Annotated in this window: 12 protein-coding genes; 10 read left to right on the top strand and 2 right to left on the bottom strand. The window is 62.1% G+C overall.

The genetic code is table 11. The annotated features are described in order from the left end of the window. Positions 1 to 2 precede the first annotated feature (2 nt). From NKJ90_RS17375 to NKJ90_RS17330, 10 genes are all read left to right on the top strand, one after another. The gene (locus tag NKJ90_RS17375) at positions 3 to 905 is read left to right on the top strand and encodes a branched-chain amino acid ABC transporter permease (protein ID WP_023758599.1); all 903 of its coding nucleotides are present in this window, start codon (positions 3 to 5) and stop codon (positions 903 to 905) included. A gap of 4 nt (positions 906 to 909) precedes the next feature. After that, positions 910 to 2,505 carry a high-affinity branched-chain amino acid ABC transporter permease LivM gene (gene livM, locus NKJ90_RS17370; protein WP_023758600.1) on the top strand — a complete coding sequence of 532 codons (1,596 nt, stop codon included), beginning with the start codon at positions 910 to 912 and terminating at the stop codon, positions 2,503 to 2,505. Then, positions 2,505 to 4,055 carry an ATP-binding cassette domain-containing protein gene (locus NKJ90_RS17365; protein WP_023758601.1) on the top strand — a complete coding sequence of 517 codons (1,551 nt, stop codon included), beginning with the start codon at positions 2,505 to 2,507 and terminating at the stop codon, positions 4,053 to 4,055. The genes livM and NKJ90_RS17365 overlap by 1 nt, the downstream gene beginning before the upstream one ends. Further along, a complete protein-coding gene (locus NKJ90_RS17360) occupies positions 4,055 to 4,783 on the top strand; it encodes an ABC transporter ATP-binding protein (RefSeq protein WP_023758602.1) in 729 nt (242 codons plus the stop codon). Before NKJ90_RS17365 ends, NKJ90_RS17360 begins: the two co-directional genes overlap by 1 nt. Positions 4,784 to 4,895: 112 nt before the next feature. After that, complete coding sequence (locus tag NKJ90_RS17355) at positions 4,896 to 5,243, top strand: DUF6867 family protein (protein WP_023758603.1); 348 nt, start codon at positions 4,896 to 4,898, stop codon at positions 5,241 to 5,243. Positions 5,244 to 5,380: 137 nt separating this feature from the next. Continuing rightward, the gene (locus NKJ90_RS17350) at positions 5,381 to 6,499 is read left to right on the top strand and encodes a branched-chain amino acid ABC transporter substrate-binding protein (RefSeq protein ID WP_352486401.1); all 1,119 of its coding nucleotides are present in this window, start codon (positions 5,381 to 5,383) and stop codon (positions 6,497 to 6,499) included. 304 nt (positions 6,500 to 6,803) lie between these two features. After that, entirely contained in the window at positions 6,804 to 10,262 is a 3,459-nt protein-coding gene (gene pyc / locus NKJ90_RS17345; RefSeq protein ID WP_023758605.1) for a pyruvate carboxylase, read from the top strand. A gap of 161 nt (positions 10,263 to 10,423) precedes the next feature. Continuing rightward, entirely contained in the window at positions 10,424 to 10,684 is a 261-nt protein-coding gene (locus NKJ90_RS17340) for a DUF2312 domain-containing protein (RefSeq protein WP_013529099.1), read from the top strand. A 46-nt stretch (positions 10,685 to 10,730) separates the two neighbouring features. Next, the gene (locus NKJ90_RS17335; protein WP_023758606.1) at positions 10,731 to 11,171 is read left to right on the top strand and encodes a hypothetical protein; all 441 of its coding nucleotides are present in this window, start codon (positions 10,731 to 10,733) and stop codon (positions 11,169 to 11,171) included. Positions 11,172 to 11,178: 7 nt separating this feature from the next. Further along, the gene (locus NKJ90_RS17330; protein WP_031259975.1) at positions 11,179 to 11,490 is read left to right on the top strand and encodes a hypothetical protein; all 312 of its coding nucleotides are present in this window, start codon (positions 11,179 to 11,181) and stop codon (positions 11,488 to 11,490) included. 91 nt (positions 11,491 to 11,581) lie between these two features. On the opposite strand, the gene msrB is transcribed toward NKJ90_RS17330, so the two are convergent. After that, positions 11,582 to 11,986, bottom strand: a complete 405-nt coding sequence (gene msrB / locus NKJ90_RS17325) for a peptide-methionine (R)-S-oxide reductase MsrB (protein WP_013529102.1) — start codon at positions 11,984 to 11,986, stop codon at positions 11,582 to 11,584. Positions 11,987 to 12,091: 105 nt separating this feature from the next. Beyond that, entirely contained in the window at positions 12,092 to 13,282 is a 1,191-nt protein-coding gene (locus NKJ90_RS17320) for a vWA domain-containing protein (protein WP_023758608.1), read from the bottom strand. Between the last annotated feature and the right edge of the window lie 6 nt (positions 13,283 to 13,288).

The following is a 13,288-nucleotide window of genomic DNA, read 5'->3' as shown; positions in this document are numbered from 1 at the left end:
ACATGCAGTACTTTGTCCAGCAGCTTATCAACGGGCTGACGCTGGGATCGATCTATGGGCTGATCGCGATCGGCTACACGATGGTCTACGGCATCATCGGCATGATCAACTTCGCTCATGGCGACATTTTCATGGTGGGTGCCTTCACGGCCCTGATCGTCTTCCTCGCTCTAGGCGCGCTGTTCTATTCGGTGCCCGTGGTGCTGGCGCTGCTGCTCATGATGATCGTGGCGATGCTGCTCACCAGCCTCTACAATTGGACGATCGAGAAGGTTGCCTACCGGCCATTGCGCGGCTCGTTCCGGCTGGCGCCGCTGATCACCGCGATCGGCATGTCGATCGCGCTGTCGAACTTCGTCCAAGTGACGCAGGGGCCGCGCAACAAGCCGATCCCGCCGATGGTCAGTCAAGTCTACAACATCGGCGGCATCAGCGTGTCGCTGAAGCAGATCATCATCGTCATCGTCACGGCGCTGCTGCTGGTGCTGTTCTGGTACCTGGTCAACAGGACTTCGCTTGGCCGAGCGCAACGCGCCTGCGAGCAGGACCGCAAGATGGCGGCGCTGCTCGGCATCGATGTCGACCGCACTATCTCGATCACCTTCATCATGGGTGCGGCGCTTGCCGCCGTCGCCGGGACCTTGTTCCTGATGTATTACGGTGTCATCGCCTTCTCGGACGGCTTCACGCCCGGCGTGAAAGCCTTTACCGCAGCGGTGCTGGGCGGCATCGGTTCGCTGCCGGGCGCGGTGCTCGGCGGGCTGATGATCGGCTTCATCGAGAGCATGTGGTCGGCCTATTTCTCGATCGACTACAAGGACGTCGCGGCGTTCTCGATCCTGGCGATCGTGCTGATCTTCCTTCCTTCCGGCATACTGGGCCGGCCAGAAGTCGAAAAGGTCTGAGACCATGGCCGTCACCGTATCTCCGGAGCGCGACGTCGTCGCCACCCCTGTCCAGCGCGCCCTCAAGGAAGCCTTCTATGCCGGCGCCATTGCGCTTGGCCTGTTCGTCCTTTTCATCGGGCTGAAGACCGGTCAGAACATCTCCAATGAACTGGTCCTGACCGCGCGCTGGGGCCTGCTTGCGGCAGTGGTGATCGCCACGGCTGTCGGGCGGTTTCTTTATGTCGCCTATGGCCAGCCCTTCCTGGCCAACCAGAAGATCGCCGATGTCGCCACCGGCCTGTTGCCGAGCAGCGTTGCATCACGCTTCTTCCAGTTGCCGGCCTTTATCGCGGCCGTCATCGCCGCGGTGCTACTGTTCGTTTTCAACAATTCTCTCGCTGGATGGGTCGGAGCAGAACCGGCCGGCTATCTGCAATTCCTGCGCGCGCTCGCGGTCATCTATCTGCTGGCTTGCGTGATCTATTACTTCCGCGCCTTCATCCATGCCAACTTCACCAAATTGGGCGTCACGGCGCTGGTGCTCTATCCGATCCTCGTGGTGGCGGTGCTGTCGCTGAACGCCTGGTCGATTGCCGGAGGCCTGCAGGGTTCGCTGAAATGGGTCGATAATTTCGGCATCCAGATCCTGATCTATGTGATGCTGGCTTGGGGTCTGAACATCGTTGTCGGCCTCGCCGGCCTACTCGACCTCGGCTACGTCGCCTTTTATGCACTTGGCGCCTATTCCTATGCGCTTCTCGCCACGCATTTCGGCCTGTCGTTCTGGATCCTGTTGCCGGCCGCCGGCGCCATGGCCGCCCTCTGGGGCGTGCTGCTCGGCTTCCCCGTGCTGCGCCTGCGTGGCGACTATCTGGCTATCGTGACGCTGGCTTTCGGCGAGATCATCCGCCTGGTGCTCATCAACTGGCGCGAAGTGACCAACGGTTCGGCCGGCATTTCCGGCATTCCCAAGGTCAGCTTCTTCGGACTGATGTCGTTCAACGTGTCGGACTCGAACTACATCGCCAAAGTGTTGAGCATCACCCAGTCGGGTGCGTACTACAAGATTTTCCTCTATTATCTGATCCTGGGCCTGTGCCTGCTCACCGCCTTCGTCACCATCAGGCTGCGCCGCCTGCCGGTCGGCCGCGCATGGGAAGCGCTGCGTGAGGATGAGATCGCCTGCCGGTCTCTGGGCATCAACACCACCACCACCAAGCTGACCGCTTTTGCCACCGGCGCCATGTTCGGCGGCTTCGCCGGCTCTTTCTTCGCCGCGCGGCAAGGTTTCGTCAGCCCGGAATCCTTCGTCTTCCTGGAATCGGCCATCATCCTGGCGATCGTCGTTCTCGGCGGCATGGGCTCGCTGGTCGGAATTGCGGTTGCCGCGATGGTGATGATCGGCGGGACCGAGGCGCTGCGCGAACTCGACTTCCTCAAGCAGATATTCGGGCCGGACTTCACACCCGAACTCTACCGCATGCTTCTGTTCGGCATGGCCATGGTCATCGTCATGCTGTGGAAACCGCGCGGCTTCGTCGGCAGTCGAGAGCCGACCGCCTTTCTCAAGGAGCGAAGGTCGGTTTCAGGTTCCTTCACCAAGGAGGGCCACGGCTGATGAACGCGAATCCGTCCATGAACGAGGCCATCCTGCAGGTCGAGCATCTGTCGATGAAGTTCGGCGGCCTGGTCGCCATCGGCGACTTGTCCTTCGTCGCCAAGCGCGGTGAAATCACCGCGCTGATCGGACCCAACGGTGCCGGCAAGACCACCGTGTTCAACTGCATCACCGGCTTCTACAAGCCGTCGGAAGGCATGATCACGCTTAACCGGAACGACGGCTCGAGCTATTTGCTCGAACGCCTGCCCAACCATGAGATCCCGGCACGCGCCAAGGTGGCGCGCACCTTCCAGAACATCCGCCTGTTCTCGGGCATGACGCTGCTGGAGAACCTGCTGGTCGCGCAGCACAACAAGCTGATGAAGGCCTCGGGCTATACGATCCTGGGCCTGTTCGGCTTCAGCGGCTACCGCAGGGCCTCGGCCGAATCGGTGGATCTGGCCAAGCATTGGCTGGAGAAGGCCGATCTTGTCGATCGCGCCGACGATCCGGCCGGCGATCTGCCCTACGGTGCGCAGCGCCGCCTCGAGATTGCGCGCGCCATGTGCACGGGGCCGGAGCTTCTGTGCCTCGACGAGCCGGCGGCCGGACTCAATCCGAAGGAATCGGCGGCGCTCAACGAACTGTTGATCGACATCAAGGACACATCAGGCGCCTCGATCCTGTTGATCGAGCACGATATGTCGGTGGTCATGCAGATCTCGGACCATGTCGTTGTTCTGGAATATGGCCGCAAGATCTCCGACGGCAGCCCGCAGTCGGTGCGTACCGACCCGCGCGTCATCGCAGCCTATCTCGGCGTCGACGACGAGGACGTCGAGTCGGTGCTGACTGAAGTCGGCGACGAAGACGTCATCGAACAGCTCGATACCGGACCGGATGCCGCACACGGCCCGGGAACATCATCATCGTATCTCGCCGGGCCGGTGACCGACACGGTCGGCCACAGTTCAGGCGAGCGGGTCACGGTGGCCAAAGGCGCGTCAAAGGCCGGTCAGGTCGACGCAAAATCGCTCGCCGCGGCAGACAAGGCGGCCTCGCTGGCGGCGGTGCCGGCCGCGCCTCGCGCTCCGGCGGCGAAGGCAAAGCCTGCTCCGAAAGCTGCACCAAAGGCGGCAGCCGGAACGGCGGTGAAGTCGACTGCGCCGACCAAGCGGGCAGCCAAGGTCCCTTCCGCGAAGGCGCCTGCGGCGGCGGCAGGAGGAATCTCCAACCGGCTGCCAGCGCCTCGCGGTGGCAAGGCCGACAATTTGACCCGTATCAAGGGCATCGGTTCGGTCAACGAGAAGAAGCTCAACGATCACGGTATATTCCACTTCGACCAGATCGGCGCCTGGAAAAAGGCCGACGTCGAGGCTGCTGAAGCCTATCTCGCCTTTGACGGACGCATCGCACGTGAGGAATGGGTCAAGCAGGCCAGGCTGCTCAGCCAGGGCAAAGACACGGAATTCTCGCGCCGCGTCGATGCGGGCAAGGTGGCGACCAGCCATGCTTCCGGAAAAACTGCTGCCAAGCCTGTGGCGGGCAAGCGCGGGGGGAGCAAGTGATGGCCGGGACAACGCTGCTCGATATCAAGGGCGTGCAGACCTACTATGGCAATATCCGGGCGCTTAACGGCGTCGATGTCACCGTGAAGGAAGGTGAGATCGTTGCGCTGATCGGTGCCAACGGCGCCGGCAAGTCGACGCTGATGATGACCATTTTTGGCGCCCCGCGGGCTCGCGGCGGCACCATCACCTTTGCCGGCACCGACATCACCCAGATGCCGACGCATGAGATCGCGCGCATGCGCATTGCGCAGTCGCCCGAAGGCCGGCGCATCTTTCCGCGCATGACGGTGATGGAAAACCTGCAGATGGGCGCCAGCCTCGACAACCTCAAACACTATGACGAGGACGTCGAGAAGGTGTTCAAGCTGTTCCCGCGGCTGAAGGAGCGCATAGCCCAGCGCGGCGGCACGCTGTCGGGCGGCGAGCAGCAGATGCTGTCGATCGGACGCGCGCTGATGGCACGGCCGAAGCTGCTTTTGCTTGACGAACCGTCGCTGGGTCTGGCGCCGCTGATCGTCAAGCAAATCTTCGACGCGATCCGCGAACTGAACCGCACCCAGGGACTTACCGTGTTCCTTGTCGAGCAGAATGCCTTCGGCGCGCTGAAACTCGCCACGCGGGGCTATGTCATGGTCAACGGGAATGTGACGATGAGCGGCACCGGCAAGGAACTGCTCGCCAATCCAGAAGTGCGCGCCGCCTATCTCGAAGGCGGACATCACTGAATTTGAAGCGGAATGTGTGCGTTCGGTGTTCCGCTCCAAATCGTTTGTTTGTCGCATGATCCTTGTCCGAAAAGTCTGCAACCTTTCGGGATCATGCTAAGGAGACTTCATCATGCAGGGCATTCTCTATGAGGAACCCTCGATCTGGCAGTTCTTCTTCGTCACCTGTCTGCTCGGCGGCTGGGCGGCGTGGATGACGGGCAAGGCCAGTGCCCAGACATGGCGCAGCTTCGTCCAGTTGTTTGCCTATATGCTGGGGCTCGGCATCGGCATCCGCTTCATCCATCACGCGCTGTTCGGCGGCACGATGTTCTCGCTGCAATACTATGTCGTCGATACAATCGTGCTGATGATACTCGGTTTTGTCGGCTTTCAATACACGCGCACCAACCAGATGGTGACGCAATATAATTGGCTCTACGAGAGAGCTTCAATCTTGAGCTGGAAACCGAAAGGTTGACGTTCATCATTAGCGCCGCATCGAAATTGAATCGGCGTGACAAGTGCCTGAAAATCGGCAAACTATGCTTTCTGCGATAAGGGTGGGCATCGCATGAAAGCTTCATCCACGCCCACTCCGTAAATGGGAGCGTTTAAATGAAAAAGTCACTTTTGTCCGCCGTCGCCCTGACCGCGCTGGTCGCGTTTGGCGGCAGCGCGTGGGCTGACGTCCTGATCGGCGTAGCCGGCCCGATCACCGGCCCGAACGCCGCCTTCGGCGCGCAGCTTCAGAAGGGTGCGGAAGCCGCTGTCGCCGACATCAATGCCAAGGGCGGCATCAATGGCGAGCAGATCAAGCTCGAAGTCGGCGACGACGTCTCCGATCCGAAGCAGGGCATCTCGGTTGCCAATAAGTTCGTCGGCGACGGTGTCAAGTTCGTGGTCGGGCACTTCAACTCGGGCGTCTCGATCCCGGCATCGGAAGTCTATGCGGAAAACGGCATCGTCGAGATCACCCCGGCTGCCACCAACCCGAAGTTCACCGAGCGCGGCCTGTGGAACGTGTTCCGCACCTGCGGACGCGACGACCAGCAGGGTAGCATCGCCGGCGCTTATCTCGCCGCGAACTTCAAGGACGCCAAGATCGCCGTCGTGCACGACAAGACCACCTACGGTCAGGGCCTTGCCGACGAAACCAAGAAGGCGATGAATGCCAAGGGCCTGACGGAAGTCATGTACGAAGGCATCAATGTCGGCGACAAGGACTTCTCGGCACTGATCGCCAAGATGAAGGAAGCTGGCGTAACCATCATCTACTGGGGTGGCCTGCACACCGAAGCCGGTCTGATCATCCGCCAGGCGGCCGACCAGGGCCTCAAGGCGACGTTGGTTTCCGGCGACGGCATCGTGTCGAACGAACTGGCTTCGATCGCAGGTGACGCGGTTGCGGGCACGCTCAACACGTTCGGCCCGGACCCGCGCCTGATCCCCGCCAACAAGGAACTCGTCGAGAAGTTCCGCGAGCAGGGCTTCGAGCCGGAAGCCTACACGCTCTACTCCTACGCCGCCGTACAGGCGCTCGCCGAAGCAGCGACCGCTGCCAAGTCGAACGACCCGCAGGCAGTTGCCAAGGCGATGCATGAAAACGGCCCGTTCAAGACCGTGCTCGGCGACCTGTCCTATGACGCCAAGGGCGACCCGACGCTGCCTGGCTACGTCATGTACGAATGGAAGAAGGGCGACGACGGCAAGTACACCTACATCCAGAAGATGTAAGCTCGTCAGTCTCCAAGCTTTACAGATGCCCGGCGCTTCGCGCCGGGCATCTTACTTTTTTCCCCTGTTGCCTCGCCATCGAGGCCGGCAGACCAATGCAGCCCGCGCCTTTAGCCCGGAAACGATCGCGCTTTGACCGGTGGTGCCCAGCGCTTCGCTGCATGTTCGAATGAATGCGCCTGCCTTTGGCGCAAGATTCCATTTCAATCGGTTTAAGTGCGCGTCAATTTCGTTTGCACTGCAGCATTTTCACGCTAATCATTGCGCCGATTTCTGTTCCCTTCCGTTGCTGGAGCCTCAGTCCTTGGCCATCACGAAGATTCTCGTCGCCAACCGGTCCGAAATCGCCATTCGCGTCTTTCGCGCGGCCAACGAACTCGGTCTCAAAACCGTGGCGATCTGGGCCGAGGAGGACAAATACTCCCTGCATCGCTTCAAAGCCGACGAGAGCTACCAGGTCGGACGCGGGCCGCATCTGGCCAAGGACATGGGACCGATCGAAAGCTATCTGTCGATCGAGGAGGTGATCCGCGTCGCCAGGCTTTCGGGCGCCGATGCCATTCATCCCGGTTACGGCCTGTTGTCGGAAAGCCCCGAATTTGCCGATGCCTGTGCCCAGGCCGGAATCATTTTCATCGGGCCGAAGCCGGACACGATGCGCCGGCTCGGCAACAAGGTCGCGGCACGCAATCTCGCCATCGAGGTCGGCGTGCCGGTGATCCCCGCCACCGATCCGTTGCCGGACGACATGGATGCGGTCAAGAAACTTGCCAAGGAAATCGGCTATCCGGTGATGCTGAAGGCATCATGGGGCGGCGGCGGCCGCGGCATGCGTGCCATCCGCGCCGAAGCCGACCTTGCCCGCGAAGTCACGGAAGGCAAGCGCGAGGCGAAAGCCGCCTTCGGCAAGGATGAGGTCTATCTCGAAAAGCTGATCGAGCGTGCCCGCCATGTCGAGGTGCAGGTGCTGGGCGACACGCATGGCAACGCCGTGCATCTGTTCGAGCGCGACTGCTCGATCCAGCGCCGCAACCAGAAGGTCGTGGAGCGGGCGCCGGCGCCCTATCTCGAAATGTCGCAGCGCGAGGAGCTTTGCGACCATGCGCTGAAGATCGCCCGCGAGACCAGCTATATCGGCGCCGGCACGGTCGAGTTCCTGCAGGACGCCGACACCGGCAAGTTCTACTTCATCGAGGTCAACCCGCGCATCCAGGTCGAGCACACCGTCACCGAACAAGTGACCGGCATCGACATCGTCAAGGCGCAGATCCATATCCTCGACGGCTTTGCCATCGGCACGCCGGAATCGGGCGTGCCGGTGCAGAAGGACATAAGGCTAAACGGCCATGCCTTGCAGTGCCGCATCACTACGGAAGATCCCGAGCAGAATTTCATCCCGGACTATGGCCGCATCACCGCCTATCGCGGCGCGACAGGTTTCGGCATCCGCCTCGATGGCGGCACTGCCTATTCCGGCGCGGTCATCACCCGCTTCTATGATCCGCTGCTGGAGAAGGTGACGGCGTGGGCGCCGACGCCGGCCGAGACCATCGCCCGCATGAACCGGGCGCTGCGTGAGTTCCGTATCCGCGGCGTCGCCACCAATCTGACTTTCCTCGAAGCGATCATCAACCACCCGAGCTTCGCCGACAATTCCTACACCACCAAATTCATCGATACGACGCCGGAGCTGTTCCAGCAGGTCAAGCGCCAGGACCGTGCCACCAAGCTGCTCAACTATCTTGCCGACGTTTCGGTCAACGGTCACCCCGAGACGCGCGGCCGGCCGCAGCCGAAGGCCGATGCGGCCGCACCATTGGTGCCCTATCTCAACGGCAATGTGCCTGATGGCAGCAAGCAGAAGCTCGACGTGCTCGGACCGCAGAAATTCGCTGCCTGGATGCGCGACCAGAAGGAGGTGCTGGTCACCGACACGACGATGCGTGACGGCCACCAGTCGCTGCTCGCGACGCGCATGCGCACGCATGACATCGCCGGCATTGCCGGCACTTACGCGCGCGCCCTGCCGCAGCTTCTATCGCTCGAATGCTGGGGCGGCGCCACATTCGACGTCGCCATGCGCTTCCTCACCGAGGATCCGTGGGAGCGGCTGACGCTGGTGCGCGAGGCAGCGCCCAATCTGTTACTGCAGATGCTGCTGCGCGGCGCCAACGGCGTCGGCTACACCAACTATCCCGACAATGTCGTGCAGCATTTCGTCAAACAGGCGGCCGCCGGCGGCATCGACCTGTTCCGCGTCTTCGACTGCCTGAACTGGGTCGAGAACATGCGCGTCGCCATGGATGCGGTCGGCGCCGAGGGCAAGCTGATCGAAGCGGCGATCTGCTATACCGGCGACATCCTCGATCCGGCGCGGGCAAAATACGACCTCAAATATTATGTCGGCCTGACCGGGGAATTGCAGGCGGCCGGCGCCCACATCATCGCCGTCAAGGACATGGCCGGACTGCTGAAGCCATCCGCCGCACGGGTGCTGTTCAAGGCGCTGCGCGAAGCGACCGACTTGCCGATCCATTTCCACACCCACGACACGTCAGGCCTATCGGCAGCTACGGTGCTGGCGGCCGTCGACAGCGGCGTCGATGCTATCGACGCGGCGATGGATTCGCTCTCCGGCAACACGTCGCAGCCATGTCTCGGCTCCATCGTCGAGGCGCTGAAGGGCACCGAGCGCGATCCGGGCCTCGACCCGCAATGGATCAGGAAGATCTCGTTCTACTGGGAAGCGGTGCGCAACCAGTATGCCGCCTTCGAAAGCGACCTCAAGGGGCCGGCCTCGGAAGTCTACCTGCACGAAATGCCGGGCGGACAGTTCACCAATCTCAAGGAGCAGGCGCGTTCGCTCGGGCTGGAGACACGCTGGCACGAAGTGGCGCAGACCTATCACGACGTCAATCTGATGTTCGGCGACATCGTCAAGGTGACGCCGTCGTCCAAGGTCGTCGGCGACATGGCGCTGATGATGGTCAGCCAGGATCTGACCGTTGCCGATGTCGAGAACCCCAGCAGGGACATCGCCTTCCCGGACTCCGTGGTGTCGATGCTGCGCGGCGATCTCGGCCAGTCGCCCGGCGGCTGGCCTGAGAAGCTGCAGAAGAAGGTGCTGAAGGGCGACAAGCCGATCAAGGTGCGGCCCGGCTCGCTGCTCAAGCCGGCGGACCTCAAGGCCAACCGCAAGGAGATCGAAGCGAAGCTCGAGCGCAAACTCTCAGAGTTCGAATTCGCCTCGTGGCTGATGTACCCGAAGGTGTTTACGGATTTCGCCGGCGCGCAGGAGACCTACGGTCCCGTCAGCGTGCTGCCGACGCCGACCTATTTCTACGGCATGAAATCTGAAGACGAGATCTTCGTCGATATCGAGAAGGGCAAGACGCTGGTGGTGCGCTGCCTTGCCATCGGCGATGTCGACGAAAAGGGCATGGTCACCGTGTTCTTCGAGCTCAATGGCCAGCCGCGTCGTGTGAAGGTGCCCGACAGGGCGCATGGCGCGTCCGCCGCCAAGGCCCGCCGCAAGGCCGAGCCCGGCAACGAGGCCCATGTCGGTGCGCCGATGCCGGGTGTCGTCTCCGCGCTTTCGGTTGCCGCCGGCCAGGCTGTGAAGGCGGGCGATGTGCTGCTTTCCATCGAGGCGATGAAGATGGAAACGGCGCTGCATGCCGAGCGCGACGGCACCGTCGCCGAGGTGCTGGTCAAGGCCGGCGACCAGATCGATGCCAAGGATCTGCTCATCGCCTTCGGATGAGAAAAGGCGACCGTAGAGCCCATTCTGTCCGCACCTGGCGGCAGCCTTTCATGCAGCATCGATAACGGCTTGACCCGCCGCCGCTGGTCGGGCATCGAACCGGCTCAAATTTGCCGCCGTCGTCAACCGAGTCGCGGCGCGAAAAACGATGTGGAGAAAAAATGGCCGACGATATTACCGATACCAGCCAGACTGTTGCCGCCGGCCAGCTGCGTGCCTTCATCGAGCGCATAGAGCGGCTCGAAGAAGAGAAGAAGACCATTTCCGACGACATCAAGGAAGTGTTTGCCGAGGCCAAAGGCACCGGCTTCGACACCAAGGCGATGCGCACGATCATCCGGCTGCGCAAGAAGGACCAGGCCGAACGCCAGGAGGAGGAAACCATCCTCGACCTGTACAAGGCCGCACTGGGCATGGTCTAGGGCCAGCCAGCCCCGGCGCCGACGCCGGAGATACGGTTTTGGAGCCATGAGCGAATTCGACTTCGGCGCCCGACGCGCCTCTGAATTTCGCCAGCGCGGCTTCTGGGCGCTGTTCGCCGAACGGCACCCGGAAGAAAAAGCCCTGATGGCGAGGCGCGGACCGTGGTTCTGGCAGCGCGGGCTGCCCGACTTCGCATTGGTCCTTTCCATGTATGTCGCGCCGGCACAGAACCATGTCGGCGTCTTCTTCGGCCGCAACGAGAAGTTCGGCGCCACGCAAGCCTGGTCGCGACTGAAGCCGTTCCAGGCGGCGATTGAAGACAGGCTGAAACTCAGGCCGGAACAGAGTTGCGAAGGCCTCGGCATCAATTCGATGTGGCGGGTGAACTGTTATGCCGAGGACAATTGGCCGGCGATGACCGACTGGCTGGTGACCGAATGTTCGCGTATCGAACGTGCGGTCACAGAAGTCCTGGGGCAGGGGTAGATATCAGGTGTTGCCAGACGGCGTCGGATCCTTCTTCCGCTCACGCTGGCAAGGCCGGGTGCCGCTCGACCGGCTGTTCTGGCGCGACCTTGCCCTTGTCGGTACCGCGCTCAACGTCGCGTCCGCGGTAGCAGCGATTATCCTGCTTGCGCTGAAGCTGCCGCTTGTGCTGGTCCTGGCGGTGCATTTCGCGCTGGTGCCCTACAATATCTTCCTGACCTTTGCCGTCTGGCGAACCACGGAAAGGGCCAGTGGCATCAAGGCCTCGTTGATGACGCTCGGGGCTACACTGTGGCTGATCCTGACGGTAGTGGTCTGAGCGAGCATCGACCGCACCAGCCAATTTCACGGATCGCAGACAAAAAGGGCGGCCGCAGCCGCCCTTCCCATCTATCCCCCGATCGTTTGGCTCAAGCCGCCGGCTCGAATTTCAGCGCCACGCCGTTGATGCAATAGCGCAGGCCGGTCGGCGGCGGGCCGTCCTCGAAGACATGGCCGAGATGGCTGCCGCAGCGAGCGCAGTGGCATTCGGTGCGGACCATGCCGTAGCTGCGGTCGACAGTGTTCTCGACCGAGCCCGGTACCGGGTCGTTGAAGCTCGGCCAGCCGGTTCCGCTCTCGAACTTCAGTTTGGATTCAAACAAAGGCTGATCGCAGCCGACGCAGGAAAAGGTGCCGGCGCGCTTCTCGTAAAGCAAGGCGCAGCTTCCTGGCCGCTCGGTGCCGTGGCCGCGCATGACGGCATATTGCTCCGGCGTCAGCCGGGCGCGCCATTCAGCGTCGGTGCGGGTTACGGGGTAGGTATGGGTGTCCATTCGATCTCCTCAGCCTTGCCGGCTCGTTATTGGTTGCAGCCTCGTATTCGCACCAAGATAGGCATTTGTTACGCGTCTGCCCAGTTCCGAGAAGGCGCGCAAGGTTCAGTGCTTTCTTGAAAGCTGCTTCGTCGCGCCTTCGAGCCCGGCCAGTGTCAACGGAAACATGCGGCCGCCGAAAATGTCGCGGATCATCGCGATCGAATGGGTGTAACCCCAGTTCTTTTCGGCCTCGGGATTGAGCCACACCGCGTTCGGCCATTGCTGCAGCAGGCGGCCGAGCCAGACGCTGCCTGCCTCCGGATTCCAGTGTTCGACCGAACCGCCGGGATGAGCGATCTCGTAGGGGCTCATCGACGCGTCGCCGACGACGATCACCTTGTAGTCCGGCCCGTATTTGTGGAGGAGGTCGAAGGTCGGAATCACCTCGGCATGCCTGCGGCGATTGTCCCTCCACACGCCCTCATAGAGGCAGTTGTGGAAATAGAAATATTCGAGCTGGCGGAATTCGGCGCGGGCGGCCGAGAACAGCTCCTCGACGCTTTTGATGTGATCGTCCATCGAGCCGCCGACATCGAAGAACATCAGGAGCTTCACGGCGTTGCGGCGTTCCGGCCGCGTCCGCACGTCGAGATAGCCGTGCTCGGCGGTGGCGTGGATTGTTCCAGGCAGGTCGAACTCCTCCTCGGCACCCTCGCGCACCCAGCGGCGCAGACGCTTCAGCGCGATCTTGATGTTGCGGGTGCCGAGCTCGACGGCATCGTCGAAATTCCTGAACTCGCGTTTGTCCCACACCTTCACCGCGCGGCGGTTGCGGCTCTCATGCTGGCCGATGCGCACGCCTTCGGGGTTGTAGCCATAGGCGCCGAAGGGCGAGGTGCCGCCGGTGCCGATCCATTTCGAGCCACCCTGGTGGCGGCCTTTCTGCTCCTCCAGCCGCTGCTTCAGCGTCTCCATCAGCTTTTCGAAGCCGCCGAGCGCCTCGACCAGCTTTTTCTCTTCCTCGGTCAGGTGCTTTTCGGCGAGGCGACGCAACCAGTCCTCGGGAATGTTCGCGACATCGACCGCATCCGGTCCGCCGAGCGCTTCGATCCCCTTGAAGACATGCGAAAACACCTGGTCGAAGCGGTCGATATGGCGCTCGTCCTTCACCAATGCGGTGCGGGCGAGGTAATAAAAACCTTCGACATCATAGTCGACCAGCCCGGCTTCCAGCCCCTCCAGCACCGACAGATATTCCCGCAGCGAAACGGGAACGCGGGCTGCCTTCAGTTCGAGGAAGAACGGGATGAACATGGTCGG

The organism is Mesorhizobium sp. M0051, from assembly GCF_040323235.1.
Lineage (GTDB): Bacteria > Pseudomonadota > Alphaproteobacteria > Rhizobiales > Rhizobiaceae > Mesorhizobium.
The sequence above is the reverse complement of the archived record's forward strand: the minus strand, read 5'-3'. Positions and strand labels throughout refer to the sequence as shown.